The sequence below is a fragment of the Aeromonas sp. AE23HZ002T15 genome (assembly GCF_054165525.2).
The window spans coordinates 583,594-607,052 of the sequence record NZ_CM201342.1; the positions used below are offsets into that span (position 1 = coordinate 583,594).

Sequence of the window (23,459 nt, forward strand, 5' to 3'; positions counted from 1 at the left end):
CCATAAGAGAAAGGGCGCCTTGCGGCGCCCTTGTCGATTACGGCAGGATCTCTTGCTGATCCGCGCCCTCTTTTTCCACCTGGGTCGGCAGCATGTGCTCCCGCTTGACCCCGAGGAACATCGCAGAGGCGCTCGCCACATAGATGGAGGAGTAGGTCCCGAAGGCCACCCCGATCACCATGGCGATGGCGAAACCGTGAATAAGCGGCCCGCCCTTGAGCAGCAGCGCCACCACCACCACGAAGGTCAACCCCGAGGTGATGATGGTCCGGCTCAGGGTCTCGGTCATGGAGAGATCCATGATTTCGGCGGTATCCCCCCGACGCACCTTTCGGAAGTTCTCCCGTACCCGGTCGAACACCACTATGGTGTCGTTCAGGGAGTAGCCCACCAGCGTCATCAGCGCCGCCAGCACGGTCAGATCGAACTCGTACTGGAAGTAGGCGAAGATGCCGAGGGTGATGATGACGTCGTGGGCCAGGGAGAGGATGCCCCCCGTGGCCAGACGCCACTCGAAGCGCACCGCCACGTAGATCAGGATACAGATGATGGAGGCCAGCATGGCCAGGGCACCGTCTGTCGCCAGCTCGTCACCCACGGAAGGACCGACGAACTCGACGCGCTTGAGCACGGCATCCTGATCGATGAGCTTGGCAGCCGCCAGCACCTCGTTGCCCTGCTGCTCCACCTTGACCCCCTCTTTCGGGGCCATGCGCACCAGGACGTCGCGGCTGGAGCCGAAGAACTGCAGGGTAGCCCCTTCAATCTTCTGCTGATCCAGCGCCTCGTGCATCTTGTCCAGGCTCACGGACTGCTGGAACCCCACCTCGATGGTGGTACCACCGGTGAAGTCCAGGCCCCAGTTCAGGCCGCGATCGAACAGGATGTAGAGGGCGAACACCGTCACCAGAGCAGAGAGCACCATACCCGTCTTGGCGAAACGCATGAAGGGGATGGGCTTTTCAAAATGTAGAATTTGAAACATGTCTCTTCCTTAGATCGGCAGCTTGTCGATGCGCCGTCCACCCCAGGCCAGGTTGATAATGGCGCGGGATACCGTGATGGCGGTAAACATGGAGGCGGTCAGGCCGATCCCCAGCGTCAGGGCGAAGCCCTTGATGGCGCCGGTACCGATGCCGAACAGGATCACACAGGTGATGAGCGAGGTGACGTTGGAGTCGGCGATGGTGGAGAAGGCGCGATCAAAGCCCAGATGGATGGCTTGCTGCACCCCGCGACCGTTGCGGATCTCTTCACGAATACGCTCATAGATCAGCACGTTCGCATCCACCGCCATGCCCAGGGTCAAGACGATACCGGCGATGCCCGGCAGGGTCATGGTGGCCCCCGGGATCATCGACATGATACCGACGATGAGCACCAGGTTCATGGTCAGCGCCAGGTTGGCAACCCAACCGAAGGCACGGTAGTAGATCCCCATGAACAGCACGATCACCAGCATGGCCCAGCCGATGGCTTCCATACCGCTGTCGATGTTCTGCTGACCCAGGCTCGGGCCTATGGTGCGCTCTTCCACGATCTGGATCGGGGCGATCAGGGCACCGGCACGCAGCAGCAGCGCCAGGTTGTGGGCTTCGTTGGCGTTGTCGATGCCGGTGATGCGGAACTGGCTACCCAGACGAGACTGGATAGTCGCGACGTTGATCACCTCTTCCTGCTTGCGGAACTTGCGCTTCCCATCCGGACCCGGTTGACCCACCGGCTTGTATTCGATGAAGACGGTGGCCATGCCCTTACCGACGTTGTCCTTGGTAAAGTTGGCCATCTTGTTGCCACCCTGGCCATCGAGCTTGATGTTGACCTGGGGACGGCTGTATTCATCGAAACCGGACTGGGCGCCCACTATGTGGTCACCGGTCAGGATCACGCGCTTTTGCAGCACCACGGGACGACCGTTGCGATCGTTGTACACCTTGGAGCTCGGCGGTACCCGGCCACTGGCGGCAGCCTGGATATCGGCGGTCTCATCGACCATGTGGAATTCCAGGGTCGCGGTGGCGCCCAGGATCTCCTTGGCACGGGCGGTGTCCTGGATCCCCGGCAGTTCCACCACGATGCGCTCGGCACCCTGCTGCTGGACCAGCGGCTCGGCCACCCCCAGCTCGTTCACCCGGTTGCGGATGATGGTGATGTTCTGCTCGAGAGCGTACTTCTTCACTTCCTTGATCTTGGCTTCACTCAGGCCAGCCAGCAGGATGAAGTCATCCCCCTTCTGCTCTGTGGTGAAGGTGAGATCCGGATTCTGGCGACGCAGGAAGGAGACGGCCTTGGACTGATCGGCCTCCTCGCGGAAGACCACCTGCACCTGATCCCCGACCCGGCGCACGCCGGAGTAACGGATCTTCTGGGTACGCAGCTCGGAGCGGAAATCCTGCACCATCTGCTCTTGCTGCTTGGCCAGCGCCTCGGCCATGTCCACTTCCATCAGGAAGTGCACACCACCGCGCAGGTCAAGACCGAGCTTGAGGGGCGCGGCGCCGATGGCTTCGAGCCAGGCAGGGGTGGACGGCGCCAGGTTCAGGGCCGTGATGAAGTTGTCGCCCAGCTTGTTGGCGACGATGTCACGGGCTTTGAGCTGATCTTCGGTGTTGTTGAAGCGAACCAGGATGAAGCCGTGTTCGAAGGCAGCGTGTTTGACCGGGATATGGGCCGCTTCAAGCGTCTCCTTCACCTGATCCAGCGTCTCGAGTTTGACTTCGGCACCGCGGCTGGCAGAAACCTGCAAGGCCGGGTCTTCGCCGTAAAGATTGGGGGCTGCATATAGAAAACCGACGGCGATCACCACGACCACCATCAGGTATTTCCACAGCGGATAGCGATTTAACACGCTGTGCTCCTCGGGAGATTAGAGGGACTGGATAGAACCCTTGGGCAGAACGGCAGAGACGAAGTCACGCTTGATGGTGACCTGGGTCTGATCGTTCAGGGCCAGCACGATGTATTCGCTGTCGGCGGAGACCTTGGCGATTTTGCCGACCAGACCACCTGAGGTGAGCACTTCGTCACCCTTGGCCAGGGAGCTCATCAGATCGCGATGGGTCTTGGCGCGCTTGGCCTGGGGGCGGTAGATCATGAAATAGAAGATGAGACCGAAGACGGCCAGCATGATGATCATTTCCATGCCACCACCCTGTGCACCCGGAGCCGCGCCTTCTGCATATGCCTTGGAGATAATGCTCATTTAACAACCTCTTGTTTGATGTAGATTTGATGACTAGCTGATAACTCGTTGTTATTTCGTGTCGTTTTCAGCCAATGGAGGCACAGGCTTCCCTTGCCGACGGTAGAACTCAGTTACAAAGTCGTCTAATTTACCCTGCTCGATCGCGTCCCGCAAACCCTGCATCACCCGCTGGTAATAACGCAGGTTATGAATGGTATTCAGACGGGCGCCGAGGATCTCGTTGCACTTGTCCAGATGGTACAGATAGCTGCGGGTGTAGTTCTTGCAGGTGTAGCAATCACAGTCCGCATCCAGGGTGCTGGTGTCCTCGCGATACTTGGCGTTGCGGATCTTGACCACGCCGTCCGTGGTGAACAGATGGCCGTTGCGGGCGTTGCGGGTCGGCATCACGCAGTCGAACATGTCGATGCCGCGGCGCACCCCTTCCACCAGGTCCTCCGGCTTGCCGACGCCCATCAGGTAGCGTGGCTTGTCCGCCGGGATCTTCGGGCAGACGTGATCGAGGATGCGATGCATGTCTTCCTTGGGTTCACCCACGGCGAGGCCGCCGACCGCATAGCCGTCGAAGCCTATCTCCAGCAGGCCGTCCAGGGACACATCCCGCAGCGGCTCGTAGACGGAGCCCTGGATGATGCCGAACAGGGCGTTCTTGTTGCCGAGCGCATTGAACTTCTCCCGGGAGCGCTTGGCCCAGCGCAGGGACATCTCCATGGACTTGCGCGCTTCTTCGTAAGTGGCCGGGTACGGGGTGCACTCGTCGAAGATCATCACGATGTCGGAGCCCAGATCGTACTGGATCTCCATGGACTTCTCGGGGTCGAGGAAGATCTTCTCCCCGTTGATGGGATGACGGAAGTGCACCCCCTCCTCGGTGATCTTGCGGATGTGGCCGAGGCTGAACACCTGGAAGCCGCCGGAGTCGGTCAGGATGGGACCCTGCCAGTTCATGAAGTCGTGCAGATCCCCGTGGGCGCGCATCACCGCCTGCCCCGGCCGCAGCCAGAGGTGGAAGGTGTTGCCGAGCAGGATCTGGGCGCCGGTCTCGCGGACCTCTTCCGGGGTCATCCCCTTGACGGTGCCGTAGGTGCCGACCGGCATAAAGGCCGGCGTTTGTACCACACCACGTTCGAACACCAGCTGGCCGCGACGGGCGCGCCCATCGGTGGTTTTCAGTTCAAATTTCATTGCTACCTCGATGCAGTCAGAGAAACAGTCTGACAGTTGAGGACCCGTGAGGGCCCATATATAAGAAGCTGCGCGATCTTACTCGACGATCGTGAACAGGTTCTGAAGGCAGAGGCTTTTCAAGCCTCGGCCCGGCGACGGGTGACGAACATGGCGTCCCCGTAGCTGAAGAAACGGTACTGCCCGGTCACCGCCGCCTGATAGGCCGCCATCACGTGATCGTACCCGGCGAAGGCGCTGACCAGCATGATCAGGGTCGACTCCGGCAGGTGGAAGTTGGTGATCATGGCATCGACTATCTGGAACTCGTAACCCGGGAAGATGAAGATGTCGGTGTCGCTGAAAAACGGTGCGAGCGGCTTGCCCTGGGCCAGGGTCACCTTGGCGGCGCTCTCCAGGGATCGCACCGAGGTGGTGCCGACGGCGATGACGCGGCCGCCCCGGGCGCGGGTCGCCGCGATGGCGTCCACCACCTCCTGCGGCACCTCGGCATATTCCGAGTGCATGTGGTGATCTTCAATCTTGTCTACCCGTACCGGCTGGAAGGTGCCCGCCCCCACGTGCAGGGTGACGAAGGCCAGCTCCACGCCTTTGGCCTTGATCCGCTCGAGCAGCGGCTCGTCGAAGTGCAGGCCGGCGGTGGGCGCCGCCACGGCGCCCGGCTTCTGGTTGTAGACGGTCTGGTAGCGCTCTTTATCCGCGTCCTCATCGGGACGGTCGATATAGGGGGGCAACGGCATGTGGCCGATGGCCTCCAGGATCGCCAGCACGGGACGGGGGTCGAGGAAATGGATCTCGAACAGGGCGTCGTGGCGGGCCAGCATCTCGGCTTCGACTTTTTCGCCGTCGGGGCCACCGTCCAGGATGAGGCGAGTGCCCGGCTTGGGGGACTTGGAGGAGCGCACATGGGCCAGCACGCTGTGCTCGTCCAGGATCCGCTCCACCAGCACCTCCAGCTTGCCGCCGCTGGCCTTCTGGCCAAACATGCGCGCCGGGATGACCCGGGTGTTGTTGAACACCAGCAGGTCGCCGGGATTGAGCCGGTCTAGCACATCCACAAATTGACCGTGGCGCAGGGCGCCAGTTTGACCATCGAGCTGCAACAGACGGCTGGCGGTGCGCTGCGTCATGGGATAGCGGGCAATCAGCTCGTCTGGCAGATCAAAATGAAAATCGGATACTTGCATCTTTCACCTCGGGGGGAATCGGCGGCTAGTCTAGTTATCCCCTTAGTTCAAGGCAACCCAAAAGACCAAAAACCCAAGGCAGACAAGGGATAGCGGGCGTTTTTGTGACCGCTTGCGCGTTAACGGTTCTTTAACGATCTGTATTGACCCCGATCATGTTCTGGTACCTGAGGCTGGGCTAGGGTGGAGGCAGAGACACAAGGAGGCCCACCATGATGACACTGTCCGAAATCATGACCGAACATCCCTTCACTTTGGGTCCACAGAATAGCGTCAAGCAGGCGATGGATCTGATGCAGCAGGAGCGGATCCGCCACATCCCCATCGTCGATGATCACCATCATCTGCTGGGACTGGTCACCCTCTCCGATATCCTGGCCACCCGGGAGTCCAAGCTGCTGCTCATCAACCCGGAGCGGGAGGCGGAGTTCACCGACAGCGTCCAGCTCGACGAGATCATGACCCGTCAGGTGGCGACCGTGGATCCCCGCGCCGGCATCAAGGAGGCGGCCCTCTACCTGCAGCGCCACAAATATGGCTGCCTGCCGGTCATCAAGGGGCACAAACTGGTGGGCATAGTCACGGAGTCGGATTTCATCGCGGTGGCCATCAACCTGCTGGAGCTGCTCGAAGAGCAGGAGCCTCCCTCGGACTTTTGATCATGAAATCTCGTAATAAAATTACATTAAAAGCGTTTTCAGGCGATTAAATCGGCCATAAAACTGAAACCCTTTCATTTTGAATGGAAAGTTACATCACAAACTTGCTTTGTGATCGCCATCACACTATCATGCCTCCCATGCAATGTTTGCCGAGGGGGAGATGAGGATTGTGCACCCGTACTCTTCCCTTCATATGTCTGCAAGTTTGCACACCCCGTAGTAAGTCTTTGCTGTAAAGCATTTTTATATATCGCCATTCCTTGTTTGATGACCCGGCCTCCTCTTGCGATGACGCCGGGATTTTTTTGTCTGCCTGCCGCCCTCCCCCGACGATCCTTCATATTTCCCTGCTTTCATCTCCTGGATAAAACAAGATCCCATCCGGGACTTGAAAATGTGACCTGCAGGACAGAAATTGAACTTCGACAATGAGTTATCTCTCAAGGCCTGAGATATTCATGTTAGGTACAGTTGCGATGGGTTATCTAATAAATAGATTTAAGTGATTCAAAATTGTGGCTTTGACCGATTAGCGAAAAGCCCTATGATGCCTCCATCGAAAGTTAAACGCCTCGGCTGGCCAGATTCGTCGCAACCAGACAGGCATATGTACATCACCAAGGAGCTAATACATGTCTACCTATATCAACACTGAAATCAAGCCGTTCAACGCTACCGCTTACCACAATGGCAAATTCGTTCAGGTGTCTGACGCTGATCTGAAAGGCAAGTGGTCCGTGGTGTTCTTCTACCCGGCTGACTTCACCTTCGTTTGTCCGACCGAGCTGGGCGACCTGGCAGACAACTACGCAGCATTCAAGAAGCTGGGCGTCGAGATCTACGCCGTCTCCACCGACACCCACTTCACTCACAAGGCCTGGCACGACACTTCTGACACCATCAAGAAGATCCAGTACCCGATGATCGGTGACCCCACCGGTACCATCACCCGCAACTTCGGCGTGATGATCGAAGAAGCTGGTCTGGCTGACCGTGGTACCTTCGTGATCGACCCGCAAGGCGTCATCCAGATCGTCGAAATCAACGCCGGTGGTATCGGCCGTGACGCCCTGGAACTGCTGCGCAAGGTCAAGGCTGCCCAGTACGTTGCCGCTCACCCGGGTGAAGTCTGCCCGGCCAAGTGGAAAGAAGGCGAAGCCACTCTGGCCCCGTCCCTGGATCTGGTAGGCAAAATCTAAGCCTCCCCGCTCTAAAGACCGGCCCGTTTCAGGGCCGGTCTGCTTTCCGGCCCACGTCAAGGGTGCCGGTCTGTTTTGTGGCCCTGTATTCTCTGTATTCAGTGCTCTCTGTATCCAGTCATAGCGCCGACCCGCATTCAGCAAGAAGGAATTCGACCATGTTAGATACCAACCTCAAACAACAACTCAACGGTTACTTGCAGTACATCGTCAATCCCATCGAGATCAGCGTGTCCGGCAATGACAGCGACAAATCCGCCGAACTCCTGGCCCTGGCCACCGAGATCAGCGAGATGTCCCCCAAGATTTCCATGACCGATGGCACTGCCGCCCGCAAGCCTTCCATGAGCATCGCGGCCCAGGGCCAGGCCCCCCGCGTGCACTTTGCTGGCATCCCCATGGGTCATGAATTCACCTCCCTGGTGCTCGCCCTGCTGCAGAGCGGCGGCCACCCCTCCAAGGCCGATCCGGCCGTGCTGGAGCAGATCAAGAATCTGAAGGGTGAGTTCCACTTCGAGACTTATATCTCCCTCTCCTGCCACAACTGCCCGGACGTGGTGCAGGCCCTGAACCTGATGGCGACCCTGAACCCGAACATCACCCACGTGATGATCGACGGCGCCCTGTTCCAGGACGAGGTCAACGAGCGCCAGATCATGGCCGTGCCAAACGTCTACCTGAATGGTCAGCCGTTCAGCCAGGGCCGCATCTCCCTGGAAGAGGTCCTGGCCAAGGTCGACAGCGGCGCCGCCGAGCGCAAGGCTGAGGAGCTGAGCGAGAAAGCCCCCTACGACGTCCTGGTCGTCGGCGGTGGCCCGGCTGGCGCGGCCGCCGCCATCTATGCCGCCCGTAAGGGGATCCGCACCGCCATCGTCGCCGAGCGCTTCGGTGGTCAGGTGATGGACACCGTCGGCATCGAGAACTTCATCTCCGTGCCCTACACCGAAGGCCCCAAGCTGGCCGCCAGCCTGGAGCAACACGTCAAGCAGTACGGTGTGGAGGTGATCACCGAGCAGCGTGCCGCCGCCATCAGCAAGGATGGCTACGTGAACGTGGATCTCGCCTCAGGCGCAACCCTGAAGAGCCGCGCCGTGATCCTGGCGACCGGTGCCCGCTGGCGCGATCTGAACGTGCCGGGTGAAGTGGAGTACCGCACCAAGGGCGTGGCCTACTGCCCCCACTGTGATGGCCCCTTCTTCAAGGGCAAGCGCGTGGCCGTGATCGGCGGCGGTAACTCCGGCATCGAGGCCGCCATCGACCTCGCCGGCATCGTCGAGCACGTCACCGTGGTGGAGTTTGCCGATACCCTGCGCGCCGACGACGTGCTGCAGAAGAAGGCTCGCTCCATGGGCAACATCGACATCATCATGAGTGCCCGCACCACCGAAGTGATCGGTGACGGCAGCAAGGTGGTCGGCATGGATTACGAGGACCGCACCACAGGCGAGATCAAGCACCTGGCGGTGGCCGGCATCTTCGTGCAGATCGGCCTGGTGCCGAACACCGAGTTCCTCAAGGGGAGCGAAGTGGCCCTGACCCGCTTCGGCGAGATCGAGATCGACACCAAGGGTGCCACCTCCCTGCCCGGTGTCTATGCCGCAGGGGATGCCACTACCGTGCCCTTCAAGCAGATCATCATCTCCATGGGGGCCGGTGCCACCGCCGCCCTGGGTGCGTTTGATTACCTCATCCGCAATCCGGCGCCGGAAGCCGCTGCGGCCAAGAGCGAGGCCGTGACCGCCTGATAGGCTCCTCGCCCGACAAAAAGCCGACTCCCTGGAGTCGGCTTTTTTTATGGCGCTGTGCGCGGCATCACGCCCTTCCCCGCTCTGGCTCAGGGGCCGGTGCAGGCTCGGTCGTCCAGGCGATCGGCCATCCCTCATTGCCCCCTTCCACCGGCTTGCCCCGTTCTTGAGCGGCTATCCTTAACGGGATCCCATCATGGAGGTCGTCAAGATGAGAGTCGTGTTGTTGTTGGCAGGCCTGCTGTTCGCCGGCAGCGCCCTCGCCTTTCACTGTCCCATGGACATGAAGAAGATCGATGATGCCCTGGCCGCCGATCCCGTGCTCAGCGCCGAGCAGCTGGCCGAGGTGAAGCAACTCAGGGCCGAGGGGGAAGCCCTGCACAAGGCGGGTAAGCATCAGGAATCCGTCGATACCCTGGCCAAGGCCATGACCCTGCTCGGTCTGGACAAGCAGTAGGCTTCACCCCCCGTAAACAGACAGGCCCTCGCTCATGAGGGCCTGTCTGTTTCTGAGCCTGGCAGGCTGCTTGCCATCTCCTCCCCTTCACGGGTCATCAGCCCGTCGTCTAACTCCCTGATGCCCTAAACCCGACCGCTATAGACCAGTGTCTGGTAGTTGAAGGCGATCCGGCCATCCTGCGCCCAGCGCTCGAACTCAAGACGGATCAGGGCCGCCAGTTGCTCATAGGCAGGGGTGCCGATGGCGGGGGCATAGGAGGAGGAGTTGAGCCGCCCCATGACACCATCCAGATCGAACAACTGCCGGTTGGGGAAGCAGTCCAGGCGATACGCCCCCTCGAAGAAGGCCGCGAAGTCGGCCTCACCGAGGTTGCGGTGATTGACCTCCTCGTAGTCCCCCGAATAGGCGCGCAGCCCCGCCTCATAGGCTTGCAGAAAACCGGTGTCGGTCAGCCGATCGTTCCAGATGAGGGCAACCCGGCCGCCGGGTTTGAGCAGACGCCGGCACTCGGCCTTGAAGGCCTTTCGATCGAACCAGTGAAACGCTTGGGCGACGGTGACGAGATCCAGGCAGCCCGCCGGTATGCCGGTCGCCTCGGCGCTCCCCCCCAGCCAGTGGATATTGCCGGCCCCCGCCAGCAGCCGCTCGGCCGCCCCCCGCATGTCGGGGTTGGGCTCCACCGCAAAGATCTCGCCCACCCTGGGGGCGAGCAGGGCGGTCAATATGCCGGTGCCCGCCCCTATGTCGGCCACCCGGGCATCCGGCCCCATGGCGAGCTCGGTCGCCAGAAAATCCAGCATGGCCGCCGGATAACCGGGCCGATACTTCACATAGGCCTCGACCCGGGCCGAAAATCGTTGGGTACTGTCCATCAGATACTCCCATTTACCTCAGAGCTGAATCCAAGCTGTTCATCATGTCGTCATCAATAGACGCTGCGAAATGCCCCTTCTACACTGCCACCCCTATCACATTTTGCCGAGTATGTATCTTGTTTGGGGTCATTCGATTACTGCTTCTGCTGCCCGTGCTGGCCGCCCAGAGCCTGCTGGCGGCCGTACCGCCCCCCTATGCCCTGCGACTCGATACCGAACAGCAAGCGTGGCTGCGCGAGAAACAGACACTGACCATCGGCATGCCGGCGACCGACTGGGCCCCTTACAGCTATTACACGGGCAATAACCGCTATCAGGGCCTGCTGCACGACTATCTGCAGACCCTCAGTCAACGGCTCGATCTCAGGCTAGGCTACCGGGCCTATCCCACCTTCGAGGATGCCCAACGCGCCTTGCGCCGCGGCGAGGTGGATGCCCTGGCCGGGGTGACCCTGACCCCCCAGCGCCAGCGCTGGATGCACTTCACCGCCCCCCTCATCGAGATCCCCCGCGCCGTGCTGCTCGCCCGACCGGGCCCCTCGCCCAGCCGGGCGCAGGCCGCGCAGATGCAGTGGGTCTGCGAACGCGGCTACGACAGCTGCGATCTGCTCGAACAGCTTGGGTTCAACAAGATCAGGTACGTGGACCGCAACATCGAGGCCCTGTTCATGGTCAAGTACGGGTTGGCGGATGCCTACCTCTCCGATCGCCCCTATCTGGAGAGCAACCTTTCCAGTCAGCGCGTCAAGACCCAACAGATGGTCGAGGTGCCCTGGGTTGACCCCGCCCAGCTGTCCCTCGCCACCCTCTCCAGCAACCGTGCTCTCGGTCCCCTGCTGAGCCTGGCGGTGGACAGCCTGACCCCCCTGGACAAACACGCCCTGATGGAACTGGCCGACACCTATAGCGAGCCAAAGGAGCAGGCCAGAGCGGTCAGCCTGTTCACTCCCGAGGAAGAGGCATGGATGGCCCATCACCGGGATATCCGATTCGCTCCCGGCCCCTGGTTTGGCCTGGCCACCGTTGATGAGAACGGTAAACTCACCGGCATGCTGGCGGATCTGCTCGCCCTGATCGAGCGGCGCAGTGGTCTGCATTTCAAGCTGCAACCCACTGTGCCAGAAGGGGGCAGCCTGGCCACACTGGCAGAGGGCAAGCTGGACGTCGTCCCGGCCATCGTCAACCTGCCAGAGCGTCGCCCCCACTTCCTGTTCACCCCGGACTACCTGACCCTGAAGCGGCTGCTGCTCACCCGGCGCGAGAAGGGAGAACTCGGCTCCCTCAAGGAGATAAGAGGGGCCAGGGTGGCAGGGAGTCGGGCTTCGGCCGATGAGACCATCATCCGCAACTGGCAGGCCGAACCCGTCACCTTCTCCTCCTTCGATGATCAGCTCGAGGCCCTCGCCGAGGGGCGGGTGGACTACATACTGGCCAACGAGGGAGTCAGCGAGCAGATCCTGCGCAAGGAGACAGATCAGGGGCTGCGCATCGCCTATAGCGGCAGCGAGCTGGACGTCCCCCTGGCGATGGTGGTCGGCAAAGGCGATCCCTTGCTGGCCAGCATCCTCGGCAAGACCCTGGCGACGATCAGCCCGGCAGAGATGCAGCTGCTGCAGGACAAGTGGTTCACCCTGAAAATAGAAACCGGGATCAACAAAAAACAGCTGCTTAAACTGATTTTGACCATGCTGGGCAGCCTCTTTCTCGTGACGCTGCTGGCCTATCTCTGGAATCGGTCCATGAGCCGCGAGGTACGCCAGCGCCAGCGGGCCGAGGCCGAGCTCTCCCGCCAGCTGCAACTAATGGCGACCCTGCTCGACACCCTGCCCAACATGGTGGTGCTCACCAACGAGCGGCTGGAGATAGCGGTCACCAACCGGGCCTACCGCCAGTTCTACCTCGGTGGCAAAAACACCCAGGGAGACTATGCCCTGCTGCTCAGCGACATTCTGCCCCTCGAGGTCATACTGCGCGTGCAAGCGGAAGATGCGCAGGTGTGGGAGAGCGGGGAGGATCTCCACTCCCGGGGGGAGGCCTGGCAGCGCGATGGGGCCGAGCGGGTCGTCACCTACCACAAGCGGCTCTTCCTCGGCCCGAATGGGGAGAAGGCGGGGGTACTCACCGTGCTCACCGACATGACCGAGCAGCTGAATGCCCAGGCTCGCGCCAGGGAGGCGGAGGCCAGGCTGGCCCGGCTCACCGACAGCATCCCCGGCTTCGTATTCCAGTTCACCTATTTCGGTGAGGGAGAGGGGCAATTCCAGTATGTGAGCGCCGGCTGTCAGGCGATGGATCTCATCACCTCCGAGCAGCTGCTCTCCCGCCAGCACCATGAGCTCCTCCTCCACCTCGACGACTCCCTGCGCGCGACCCTGATCGCCGAATTCGAGCGCCAGATCTGCCAGCAGACCCAGGTCGAGCTCACCATCCCCTCCCGCCAGGTGGATGGCCGGGTACGTACCCTGCAGGTGCGTGGCAACGTCATCCACCAGGAGGATGGCAGTGCCCTGCTCTATGGCATGGTGCAGGACATCACGGCCATGAATGAGCAGCAGCAGGCGCTCAAGGAGGCACGCCAGAAGGCGGAGGCGGCGACCCGGGCCCGGGATCGCTTCCTCGCCACCATGAGCCACGAGCTGCGCACCCCCATCGCCGGCATGCACGGCATGCTGGAGCTGCTGCAACTCGGCCAGCTCAGCGAGGATCAGCACTATCTGGTACGCAACGTGATCAGTTCAGCCGACAACCTGCTCTACCTGGTCAACGACATCCTCGACTACTCCAAGATGGAGGCGGGTCAGTTGCACCTGGAGCCGCATCCGGCGCGCTTGGCCGAGGTGCTGTGCGCCGTGGTGCGCAGCAACGCGGCGGCAGCGCGCCAGAAGGGGCTGCAGGTTCACCTGCAGTGGGACACCCAGTTGCCGGACAGGGCCGAGCTGGATGCCAAGCGGCTGGGGCAGATCTGCGCCAACCTGCTGCACAACGCCATCAAGTTCACCGAGCGGGGACACATCACCCTCACCCTCGCCTATCTGGAGGCTAAGCTCTGGTTGCGGGTGGAGGACACCGGCATCGGCATCGCCCCCGAGCGCCTGCCCCGCCTCTTCACCCCCTTCGAGCAGGAAGACACCAGCATCAGCCGCCGCTTCGGTGGCTCCGGCCTCGGACTCGCCATCAGCCGCAATCTGGTGCAGCAGATGGGGGGCAATCTGGTGCTCGAGAGCGAGCCCGGCCAGGGGACCCGGGCCATTCTGTCCCTGCCCCTGTGTCAGCCCCATTGGGACGCACCGCCCCTCGCCGGCAGTCATTGGCAAGTCTCGCGCTCCCTGCCGGAGGCGGCGGCCCTGCTGCGCCGCTTCGGTGCCGACATAAGCCTGCGCGATCGCCACCATCCCCTGGCCCCGGGCCTGCTGCTGCTCGATGAGCAGGATGCGCAGACCCTCTGCCCGCCGGGCTGCCAACACGAAAGTCCGAGTCCCGCCTGCCGGGTGCTGCACCAGGACTACCGCATCCTCTATCTCAGCGAGCGGGAGAGCCTGCGCACCAGTCTTCACCCCGGCCGCTGCCTGCGCCTTGGCCAGCACCCGCTCTACCCGGATCTGCTGCAGGAGTGCTGCCTCGAGCTGATCGCCGCGGAGGAGAACCCCATGGCCCTCGTCCCCAGCCTCCCCCGGCTGCGTGGCCGGGTGCTGGTCGCCGAGGATCACCCGGTCAACCGGGCCCTGCTGCAGCGCCAGCTCGGCCTGCTGGGGATAGGGTTCGCGCTGTGCGAAAACGGACGCCAGGCCCTGGCGGCCTGGTCCCAGTCCTCCTTCGATCTGCTGCTCACCGACTGCCACATGCCCGAACTCGATGGCTACCGGCTCACTTCCACCCTGCGTGAGCAGGGGGTGACGGCCCCCATCATCGGCATCACGGCGGATGCCTCCAAGGAGGTGAGTCGCCTGAGCGCCGAGGCGGGCATGACCGCCATGCTCCACAAGCCCTATGAGCTGGCGGATCTCGCCCAGCTGCTCGGGCACTACCTGGCGCAGGATGAGGGTCCCGGCCAGCCCCAATTCTCCCTGCCTCCCCAGACCGACGTGGCGACGGTGGCAGCACGCTGGATCGCCCTGTTTGGCAGCGAGACCGAGGCTCGCACCCTGGCGGCCGAATACCTGCTCAGTAACGGGCGCGATCTGGCGAACCTGCAACAGGCGCTGCCCGCGCTGGCGTGGGAGACCCTGTTCGATGCAGCTCACAGCATCAAGGGGGCCGCCCACATGACGGGGGAACTCGCCCTGGCCGAGCTGGCGCTGGCCCTGGAGACCTGCTGCAAGCGGCAGCAAACCGAACCATTGGCCGAGCTGGTGCAGCAAGTGCAACAGCAGGCGCTGGCCGTCAACCACGAGATAGGAGCCTGGCTCGATGAACACACCCCGCGCTGAGATCGCCATCCTGGTGGTGGAGGACAACCCCTTTCAGCGAAAAGTCCTGAGCCACCAGACCCGGGCCCTCGGCTACCGGGCACCGCTCGAGGCTGGCGATGGGGAGGCGGCTCTGACCCTGTGCCAACAGCACCGGGTGGACATAATGCTGTGCGATCTGCGCATGCCCGGCATGGACGGCATGGCCCTGCTGCGCCGCCTCTCCCTCAGCGGTTTTCGCGGCGGCATCATACTCGCCAGCGCCCTCAAGGATGACGTCGTGGAGGCAGTGCGGCGCATGGGGCATGCCTATGGCCTGCGGGTGCTCGGCCGGCTGGACAAGCCCGCAAGCCTGGGGCAGCTCGCCGGGCTGCTGGCCAGCTGGGGGCCGCAAGAGGCTCCTCCAGCCGCCGCCAGCGACCCCTTCGTAGCCGCCGAGGATCTCAGGCTGGCGCTGGCACGGGGGGAGATAGTGCCCTGGTATCAACCCAAGGTGAGCCTCAGGACCGGCGAATGGCTGGGGGTGGAGGCGCTGGCACGCTGGCAGCATCCGACCCTGGGCCTGATAGCACCGGCCCGCTTCATCCCCCTGGCCGAAGAGAGCGGCCTCATCGATCCCCTGAGCGAGTGCCTCATCGAGCAGAGCCTGGGTGATGCCGCGAACTGGCATCAAGCGGGCCGCCCTCTCAGGCTCGCCATCAACCTCTCGAGCCACAGCCTGATCGAGGGGAGACTGTGCGATCTGCTGATCGCCCGGTGCCAGCTGCGAGGGGTAACCCCCAAGCTCATCACCCTGGAGGTGACGGAGAGCGCCTTCGTCCGGGATCTTGGCCACTCCCTCGAGCTGCTGAGCCGGCTGCGGATGCACGGCTTTGGCCTCTCCATCGATGACTTCGGCACCGGCTACTCCTCCTTGCAACAACTCAGCCAGCTCCCCTTCACCGAGCTCAAGCTGGATCGGGGCTTCGTCGACCGCTGCCACCAGGATCCGGTGCGACTCGCCATCATAGAGTCGACCCTGATCCTGGCCCGCAAGATGGGGCTCAGGACGGTGGCCGAGGGGGTGGAAGACAAGGGAACCTGGGATCAGCTGGCCCGCCTCGGCTGCGACGAATGCCAGGGCTACTACGCGGGCCGCCCCATGCCTGCCGACCAGCTGCCGGGCTGGCATGCCGACTGGCTGGCCAATGGGCCCGATCGGCAGGCATAGGATCTGAGCCTCGAACCCATCGACGGATACTCCCTCTTTCGGTTAGGTGAGCGCGCCCCATGCCTCCCCGGCGCTACACTCAAGTTTGCCCCCTGCGAGGTGGCAAGCCCGAGCAACCCCAAGCCGACGGGAGGACCCCATGTTGCACCCCAGATATCTGCTTCCCCTCCTCGCCACCCTATTATGGGGCTGCGGCCCCGAGCTGGCCGGCACGGCGGCCACCACGGGGGCACTCCAAGCCGAGCAGGCCAAACAAGCCAAGGCGCAGATGGACGAATTCCAGCAGGCCCTCAGCGCCGCCGTGGATGCCACGCAGGCATCGGCATCCGCCGCCTCTGCAGCCACGGCCCCATAGCCAGCCGGCAGCCCATTGTGCTGCCGGCAAGCCATTTGATGGAGAGAGGATGCGATGCAAACGAAAAAGAACAGGATCTGCCTCTGGTACGATGGCGACGCCGAGGAGGCCGCCCGGTTTTATGCGGGCCTCTTCCCCGACTCCAGCGTCGGCGCGCTGTTTTATGCCCCCACCGACTTTCCCTCCGGCAAGCGGGGGGATCTGCTGACGGTCGAATTTACCCTGATGGGGATCCCCTGCCTCGGCCTCAACGGCGGCCCCGGGGTCAACCACAGCTGGGCCTTCTCGTTCCAGATAGCGACCGAGACCCAGGCCGAGACGGATCGTTACTGGCACGCCATCATAGACAACGGCGGCCAGGCGAGCGAGTGCGGCTGGTGTCAGGACAAGTGGGGCCTCTCCTGGCAGATCACCCCCCTCGCCCTCACCCAGGCCCTGGCCGACCCGGATACCGCCGCCGCCCGGCGCGCCTTCGAAGCCATGATGCAGATGGGCAAGATCGACATCGCCCGCATCGAGGCAGCCCGGCGAGGCTGAGCCACCCAGCCCCATCAGCCATAAAAAAGGCCCTGCGATGCAGGGCCTTGGTCTCTTTAGAACAGTGCTTTTCACACTTGCATCAGTCGAGGTAATCCTCGGTCGGGATGCAGGAGCAGAACAGGTTGCGATCCCCGTAGACGTCGTCGATACGATTGACGGACGGCCACAGCTTGGCGGCGCGCACGGCGTCGGACGGGAAGACCGCCTCGGCGCGGCTGTAGGCGCGAGCCCACTGCTCGTCCATCACGTCGTCCTGGGTATGGGGCGCATGCACCAGGGGGTTGTCGGTCAGGCTCCAGTGGCCGTCCTGCACCTTGGCGATCTCGGCACGAATACGGGTCATGGCCTCGACGAAGCGATCCAGCTCGCGCTTGGATTCAGATTCGGTCGGCTCGACCATCAGGGTACCCGCTACCGGGAAGCTCATGGTCGGCGCGTGGAAGCCGTAGTCCATCAGCCGCTTGGCCACGTCCATCTCGCTGATACCTGAGGCTTCCTTGAGGGGACGTATGTCCAGGATGCACTCGTGGGCGACCCGGTTGTTGCGACCGGTGTAGAGCACTGGGAAGGATTCCCCCAGCTTCTTGGCCAGGTAGTTGGCGTTGAGGATGGCCACCTGGGTGGACTTCTTCAGCCCCTCGTCCCCCAGCATGGCGATATACATCCAGCTGATGGGCAGTATGCTGGCCGAACCGAACGGGGCCGCCGACACGGCGCCGTTGTCACGGCTCTCCTTGTCGGTCTTGACCACGGCGTGACCGGCCACGAACGGCGCCAGGTGCTGCTTCACGCCGATGGGACCCATGCCGGGACCGCCACCGCCATGGGGAATGGCGAAGGTCTTGTGCAGGTTGAGGTGAGAGACGTCCGCCCCGATGAAACCAGGCGCCGTCAGACCCACTTGGGCGTTCATGTTGGCGCCATCCAGGTACACCTGACCACCATACTGGTGCACGATGTCGCACACCTCCTTGATGGTCTCCTCGTACACCCCGTGGGTGGAGGGGTAGGTCACCATCAGGCAGGAGAGTTGATCCCCCACCTCGGCGGCCTTGGCGCGCAGGTCGTCGAGATCCACGTTACCGGCCTTGTCGCAGGCGGTGACGATGACCTTGAGGCCCGCCATCTGGGCGGAAGCCGGGTTGGTACCGTGGGCGGAGGCCGGGATCAGGCAGACATCGCGATGCCCCTCGCCACGGGACTCGTGGTACTTCTTGATGGCCAGGAGGCCAGCGTACTCGCCCTGGGCGCCCGAGTTTGGCTGCATGCAGACCGCGTCGTAACCGGTCACCTTCACCAACCAGTCTTCCAGATCTGCCAGCAGCAGCTGGTAGCCCTGAGTCTGGGTCAGGGGCGCGAAGGGGTGCAGCTTGCCGAACTCGGGCCAGGTCACCGGGATCATCTCGGCGGTGGCGTTGAGCTTCATGGTGCAGGAGCCGAGCGAGATCATGGCGTAGTTCAGGGCCAGATCCTTCGCCTCGAGACGGTGGATGTAGCGCAGCATCTCGGTCTCGGAGTGGTACTTGTTGAACACCTCGTGGGTCAGCACGGCATCGGTGCGCAGCAGATCCTGCGGGATGGCGTGATGGGCCTGTGCCTTGGCATCCAGGGCAGCCACATCCAGGCCATGACCCTGGCCCAGGAACAGATCAAACAACTCGGCCACGTCCTCGCGGGTGGTGGTCTCGGAGAGCGACACGCCCACGGCGCCGTCCAGATCCGCGCGCAGGTTGATGCCAAGAGCCTCGGCACGGGCAACCAGCCCAGCCTTGTCAGCGGTCAACACAGTGATCGTATCGAACCAGCTGTCATGCTTGAGGGGCACGCCCTTGGCCTTGAGGCCCAGCGCCAGGATGGAAGTCAAACGATGCACGCGGGACGCTATGGTCTTGAGCCCCACCGGGCCGTGGTAGACGGCGTAGAAGCTCGCCATGTTGGCCAAGAGCACCTGGGCGGTACAGATGTTGGAGTTCGCCTTCTCGCGGCGGATGTGCTGCTCGCGGGTCTGCATCGCCATGCGCAGGGCGGCCTTGCCACGGGCATCCTTGGAGACGCCTATGATGCGCCCCGGCATGGAGCGCTTGTAGGTGTCGCGGGTGGCGAAGAAGGCGGCGTGGGGGCCACCGTAACCCATGGGCACGCCGAAGCGCTGGGCGGAGCCGAACACCACGTCCGCGCCCAGCTCACCGGGGGATTTGAGCAGCAACAAGGAGAGCATGTCGGCGCCGACGCAGGCCAAGCCCTTCTGGGCCTGGACCGCGGCGATCAGGGCACGCAGATCGGCGACCTTGCCCGTGGTGCCGGGGTATTGGAACATGGCACCGAACACCTCCTCGCTCACCGCCTCGGCGGCGGGGCCGACGGCCACGTCGAAGCCAAAGTGCACCGCCCGCTCCTTGACCACGTCGATCACCTGAGGATGCACGTCATCGGCCACGAAGAAGAGGTTGGACTTGGATTTGGCCATGCGCTTGGCGAGCGCCATGGCCTCGGCGGCGGCGGTGGCCTCATCCAGCAGAGAGGCGCTGGCCAGGTCCATGCCGGTCAAATCCAGGGTCAGCTGCTGGAAGTTCAGCAGCGCCTCGAGACGGCCCTGAGCCAGCTCGGGCTGATAGGGGGTGTAGGCGGTGTACCAGCCCGGGTTTTCCAGCACGTTGCGCAAGATGACGTGGGGCACGTGAGTGTCGTGATAACCCATGCCGATGTAGCTCTTGGCGATCTGGTTCTTCGCGGCGTAGCCCCTGAGCTTGGCCAGGGCCTCCACCTCGGTCATGGGAGCGCCGATGCCGAGGGGGCCCGGACGGCGGATGGCGGCGGGGACGGTCTGATCGATGAGATCGTCCAGGCTCTCTGCGCCCACCACGGCCAGCAGGGCGCGCAGCTCTTCCTCACCCGGGCCGATGTGACGGCGGATGAAGTCGGTTTTTTGTTCGAGTTCAAACAGTGACTGAGTCATTTCCCTGATTTCCTGCTAAATAGGTCCTGCTAATAAGTCCTGATAGACATTCCCGAGCCGGCGGCGCCGACTCCACTCATGTTCTGTGTGTCGCTGGCACTGAGTGCGGACACGGGGTGCACAAGGGCATCCCTGGGGGTCGCGATTCTGGCGGCCTGCCCGTCTCACCCGCGGGGATAGGAGGGGTTGGCGCGGGCGACTTCACCCTGCCGTCAGCGCACCGGAGGCGGCTGGCGGTCAAACAAAAAGGCCCTGCAAATCCTTGCAGGGCCCGGCATGCTTACTCTTCGTCCACCACGTTCTGGTAGCCTTCGGCATCCAGCAGGTTGGCGAGCTCGGAGGCGTCGCTCAGCTTGATGCGGAACAGCCAGCCGGCGTCGTAGGGGTCGGAGTTGACCAGTTCCGGGCTGCCTTCCAGCTCTTCGTTGACGGCGATGATCTCGCCGCTCACCGGGCTGTAGATGTCGGAGGCGGCTTTCACAGACTCGGCCACGGCGCACTCTTCACCGGCACTGACTTGCTTGCCCACTTCCGGCAGATCCACGAACACCATGTCCCCCAGCAGATCCTGGGCGTGCTCTGTGATGCCGACCACGGCCTCACCGTTGGCTTCAACACGGACCCACTCGTGGGAGGTGGCATATTTCAGTTCGCTCGGGATATGGCTCATTTCTGCTTCCTTTATGTACTTGGATCGCTTTTATAAAAGAGCGGGCGAAGGGCATCCTCCGCCGCCATCAATCATTACACCAGTGGCTGGCCGTTGCGCACGAAGGCCGGTTTGGTGACCTTCACCGTGACCAGCTTCTTGCGGATCTCGACCTGAGCCTCGGAGCCGATGTCGCGGGGCACCCGGGCCAGGGCGATGCTGTAGCCCAGGGTCGGCGAGAAGGAGCCTGAGGTGATCACCCCTTCGCGGGTCTCGCCGCTCTCGCTGGTGAAGGTGACCGGCATGCCGGCACGCAGCACCCCCTTCTCTTCCATCACCAGACCCACCAGCTTGGGCTGGGTGCCGGCGGCCTTCTGGGCTTCCAGGGCGGCGCGGCCGATAAACTGGCGATCCGCAGGCTCCCAGGCCAGGGTCCAGGCCATGTTGGCGGCCAGCGGAGAGATAGATTCGTCCATGTCCTGACCGTAGAGGTTCATGCCGGCTTCGAGGCGCAGGGTGTCACGGGCACCCAGGCCGCAAGGGGCCACGCCGTTATCCAGCAGCGCCTGCCAGAGGGCGCAGGCCTGCGGCTCGGGCACCACGATCTCGTAGCCGTCTTCACCTGTGTAGCCTGTGGTGGCGATGAAGAGATCGCCGGCCTGCACGCCGAAGAAGGGCTTCATGCCCGCCACGGCGGCGTTCTGCTCGGCGCTGAACACCTTGGCCGCCTTGGCCTTGGCCTGGGGACCCTGCACCGCGATCATGGCGAGTTCGGGACGTTCGGTGACGCTCACGGCAAAGTCGATGGCGTGATGGCGGATCCAGGCCAGATCCTTCTCGCGAGTGGCGGAGTTCACCACCAGGCGGTAGAAGGTGTCGCCGAGATAGTAGGTGATGAGGTCATCGATGACGCCACCGTCCGGGTTCAGCATGCCGCTGTAGAGGGCCTTGCCGGGGATGGTCAGCTTGGCCACGTCGTTGGCCAGCAGGTGTTGCAGGAAGGCTTTGACCCGCTCGCCGGTCAAATCGACGATGGTCATGTGGGAGACATCGAACATGCCCGCATCGGTGCGCACCGCGTGGTGCTCTTCCAGCTGGGAGCCGTAGTTGATGGGCATTTCCCAACCGTGGAAATCCACCATCTTGGCGCCCGCTTCCAGGTGCTTGGGATGCAGTACTGTAGTCTGGATCATCGCATTCTTTCCTTAGCAAAGAGCCCTAAAGCGTTGGCGACAACACCTGAGCCCCTCCCTCTCGCTGTTGAGAGGAACAGGACCACCAGGTCTGTGCTCGTTCTCGCCCTTGCAGGGCAAGAGTGATTCCGTGAACGGTGCGGATTATATGACAAGAGCCTGATGCCTCCGCTCAAAAAAAACTAATCCACACTCTTTGAACTGACACCAGACACTAAGGCAAAAACAGTGATAAAAACAGTATCAACCGGTGTTTTGCGGGATTAAATGTTGGTTTTCACCGTTTCGTCACAATTTACAGAAAAACGTTTCGCTTCCCACCAACATTAAAGGCTGAGGCCCCATGGGGGCATTCAGCCTCATCAGATTAGTTTTATTGCAATAAACCCCGGGTAAGATTAGATTTTTTCACCCTTGGCCAGGGCGGGCAGCTCACCGTCCAGCCCCATGGCGGCCCGGATCATTCCCTGCTTCAGGGGCGTCAGGACATCGACCGCCCGCAGACCTACCCCGCGCACCAGCTTCTTGAGCGGGTTGCTGCCACCAAATAGCCGCTTGAGCCCTTCCATCGCCGCCAGCATGCGGGCGGCCTCGCTCTTGCGCCAACGCTCGTAACCCCGCAGGTTGGCAAGCAGGCCGATGTCGGTACCCGCGCGCTGGCTCTTGAGCAACTGCTCCGCCAGGGCCGCCGCGTCCAGCAGGCCGAGGTTGACCCCCTGCCCCGCCAGCGGGTGTATGGTGTGGGCCGCGTCCCCCACCAGCACCAGCCGCTCGCGGGCAAAGTCACGAGCATAGCGGGCGGTGAGCGGGATGGCGCCGCGGGCCCCCTCTACCTTGCACAGCCCGAGCCGCGCATCGAAGGCCGCCGTGAGCTGGCGATTGAACTGCTCCTCGTCGCAGGCACAGAGGGCTTCGGCCCGAGCGGCGGGAATGGACCAGACGATGGAGCAGAGATCGGGCTGCCACAGGGGCAGGAAGGCGAGCGGCCCATCCGGGGTGAAGATCTGGCGTGCCACCCCGTCGTGGGGATCGCTGGTGCGCACCGTCGCCACCAGGGCGTGGTGGCCATAATCCCAGCTGGTGAGCGGGATATCCGCCTGACGGCGCACCCAGGAGTGGGCGCCATCCGCCGCCACCACCAGCCTGGCCGAGAGGGCGCGACCATCTTCCAGCAGCAGTATGGCCCCCGCCTCGCTCACCTGCAGGCTCTGGGCCCGGGCCGGGCTCAGCAACTGGATGTTGCTCGCGCCACCATCGCCATCAAGAATGGCATCCAACAATGCTAGCTGGATGACCCGGTTCTCCACGATATGGCCGAGGGCGGACTGGCGCAGGCTGGCGGCATCGAAATCGATATGGCCGAAGCTGTCCTGCTCCCACACCGCCATCCTGTCGTAGGCCTGCAGGCGCCGCCCCGCGATGCCGTCCCAGGCCCCCACGGACTGCAGGATGCGCTGGCTGGCGAGGCTCAGGGCGCTGACCCTGTTATCCGGCGCCTCCCCGAGCGCAGTCTCGGGCAACTGCCCCTCCACGATGGCCACGCTCAGGGCACTGTTCTTGAGGGCGGCGGCGAGTCCGAGGCCCACCATGCCGCCCCCTACTATCACCACATCCACCGTCTGCATTTGCATC

18 protein-coding genes are annotated in these 23,459 nt (G+C 62.9%); 8 read left to right on the plus strand and 10 right to left on the minus strand.

What is annotated here, in order from left to right:
- Positions 1-37 precede the first annotated feature (37 nt).
- From secF to queA, 5 genes are all read right to left on the minus strand, one after another.
- On the minus strand, positions 38-985 hold the full coding sequence (secF, locus tag ACT5M9_RS02560; RefSeq protein WP_438548433.1) for a protein translocase subunit SecF: 948 nt from the start codon (positions 983-985) through the stop codon (positions 38-40).
- Between the two features lie 9 nt (positions 986-994).
- The gene (gene secD, locus ACT5M9_RS02565) at positions 995-2,848 is read right to left on the minus strand and encodes a protein translocase subunit SecD (protein WP_457978202.1); all 1,854 of its coding nucleotides are present in this window, start codon (positions 2,846-2,848) and stop codon (positions 995-997) included.
- A gap of 18 nt (positions 2,849-2,866) precedes the next feature.
- A complete protein-coding gene (gene yajC, locus ACT5M9_RS02570) occupies positions 2,867-3,202 on the minus strand; it encodes a preprotein translocase subunit YajC (RefSeq protein ID WP_100858982.1) in 336 nt (111 codons plus the stop codon).
- 51 nt (positions 3,203-3,253) lie between these two features.
- Positions 3,254-4,390 (minus strand): tRNA guanosine(34) transglycosylase Tgt, encoded by a 1,137-nt coding sequence (tgt, locus tag ACT5M9_RS02575; RefSeq protein ID WP_457978200.1) that lies wholly within the window; start codon positions 4,388-4,390, stop codon positions 3,254-3,256.
- A gap of 119 nt (positions 4,391-4,509) precedes the next feature.
- On the minus strand, positions 4,510-5,577 hold the full coding sequence (queA, locus tag ACT5M9_RS02580) for a tRNA preQ1(34) S-adenosylmethionine ribosyltransferase-isomerase QueA (RefSeq protein WP_457978198.1): 1,068 nt from the start codon (positions 5,575-5,577) through the stop codon (positions 4,510-4,512).
- A gap of 212 nt (positions 5,578-5,789) precedes the next feature.
- Here queA and ACT5M9_RS02585 point away from each other — a divergent pair, with 212 nt between their 5' ends.
- From ACT5M9_RS02585 to ACT5M9_RS02600, 4 genes are all read left to right on the plus strand, one after another.
- Positions 5,790-6,236 carry a CBS domain-containing protein gene (locus ACT5M9_RS02585; protein WP_457978196.1) on the plus strand — a complete coding sequence of 149 codons (447 nt, stop codon included), beginning with the start codon at positions 5,790-5,792 and terminating at the stop codon, positions 6,234-6,236.
- Between the two features lie 635 nt (positions 6,237-6,871).
- The gene (gene ahpC / locus ACT5M9_RS02590; protein ID WP_438548438.1) at positions 6,872-7,438 is read left to right on the plus strand and encodes an alkyl hydroperoxide reductase subunit C; all 567 of its coding nucleotides are present in this window, start codon (positions 6,872-6,874) and stop codon (positions 7,436-7,438) included.
- Positions 7,439-7,596: 158 nt separating this feature from the next.
- Entirely contained in the window at positions 7,597-9,183 is a 1,587-nt protein-coding gene (gene ahpF / locus ACT5M9_RS02595) for an alkyl hydroperoxide reductase subunit F (RefSeq protein ID WP_457978194.1), read from the plus strand.
- Positions 9,184-9,394: 211 nt separating this feature from the next.
- The gene (locus ACT5M9_RS02600) at positions 9,395-9,640 is read left to right on the plus strand and encodes a PA2433 domain-containing protein (protein ID WP_457978192.1); all 246 of its coding nucleotides are present in this window, start codon (positions 9,395-9,397) and stop codon (positions 9,638-9,640) included.
- 125 nt (positions 9,641-9,765) lie between these two features.
- Here ACT5M9_RS02600 and ACT5M9_RS02605 read toward each other — a convergent pair whose 3' ends face one another.
- Complete coding sequence (locus ACT5M9_RS02605) at positions 9,766-10,515, minus strand: class I SAM-dependent methyltransferase (RefSeq protein WP_457978190.1); 750 nt, start codon at positions 10,513-10,515, stop codon at positions 9,766-9,768.
- A 119-nt stretch (positions 10,516-10,634) separates the two neighbouring features.
- On the opposite strand from ACT5M9_RS02605, the gene ACT5M9_RS02610 reads away from it, so the two are divergent.
- From ACT5M9_RS02610 to ACT5M9_RS02625, 4 genes are all read left to right on the plus strand, one after another.
- A complete protein-coding gene (locus ACT5M9_RS02610) occupies positions 10,635-14,945 on the plus strand; it encodes an ATP-binding protein (RefSeq protein ID WP_457978188.1) in 4,311 nt (1,436 codons plus the stop codon).
- Positions 14,926-16,134 (plus strand): EAL domain-containing response regulator, encoded by a 1,209-nt coding sequence (locus ACT5M9_RS02615; RefSeq protein ID WP_457978186.1) that lies wholly within the window; start codon positions 14,926-14,928, stop codon positions 16,132-16,134. Before ACT5M9_RS02610 ends, ACT5M9_RS02615 begins: the two co-directional genes overlap by 20 nt.
- 139 nt (positions 16,135-16,273) lie before the next feature.
- A complete protein-coding gene (locus ACT5M9_RS02620) occupies positions 16,274-16,489 on the plus strand; it encodes a hypothetical protein (RefSeq protein WP_457978184.1) in 216 nt (71 codons plus the stop codon).
- 54 nt (positions 16,490-16,543) lie between these two features.
- Complete coding sequence (locus tag ACT5M9_RS02625) at positions 16,544-17,026, plus strand: VOC family protein (RefSeq protein ID WP_457978182.1); 483 nt, start codon at positions 16,544-16,546, stop codon at positions 17,024-17,026.
- 82 nt (positions 17,027-17,108) lie between these two features.
- On the opposite strand, the gene gcvP is transcribed toward ACT5M9_RS02625, so the two are convergent.
- The 4 genes from gcvP to ACT5M9_RS02645 all read right to left on the minus strand — a co-directional run bounded on the left by gcvP (position 17,109) and on the right by ACT5M9_RS02645 (position 23,458).
- Positions 17,109-19,985, minus strand: coding sequence for an aminomethyl-transferring glycine dehydrogenase (gene gcvP, locus ACT5M9_RS02630; protein WP_457978180.1), 2,877 nt, complete (start codon positions 19,983-19,985; stop codon positions 17,109-17,111).
- A 280-nt stretch (positions 19,986-20,265) separates the two neighbouring features.
- The gene (gcvH, locus tag ACT5M9_RS02635; protein WP_438548448.1) at positions 20,266-20,655 is read right to left on the minus strand and encodes a glycine cleavage system protein GcvH; all 390 of its coding nucleotides are present in this window, start codon (positions 20,653-20,655) and stop codon (positions 20,266-20,268) included.
- A 74-nt stretch (positions 20,656-20,729) separates the two neighbouring features.
- Positions 20,730-21,827 (minus strand): glycine cleavage system aminomethyltransferase GcvT, encoded by a 1,098-nt coding sequence (gene gcvT / locus ACT5M9_RS02640; RefSeq protein WP_457978178.1) that lies wholly within the window; start codon positions 21,825-21,827, stop codon positions 20,730-20,732.
- Between the two features lie 398 nt (positions 21,828-22,225).
- Positions 22,226-23,458, minus strand: coding sequence for an FAD-dependent 2-octaprenylphenol hydroxylase (locus tag ACT5M9_RS02645; RefSeq protein WP_457978176.1), 1,233 nt, complete (start codon positions 23,456-23,458; stop codon positions 22,226-22,228).
- Between the last annotated feature and the right edge of the window lies 1 nt (position 23,459).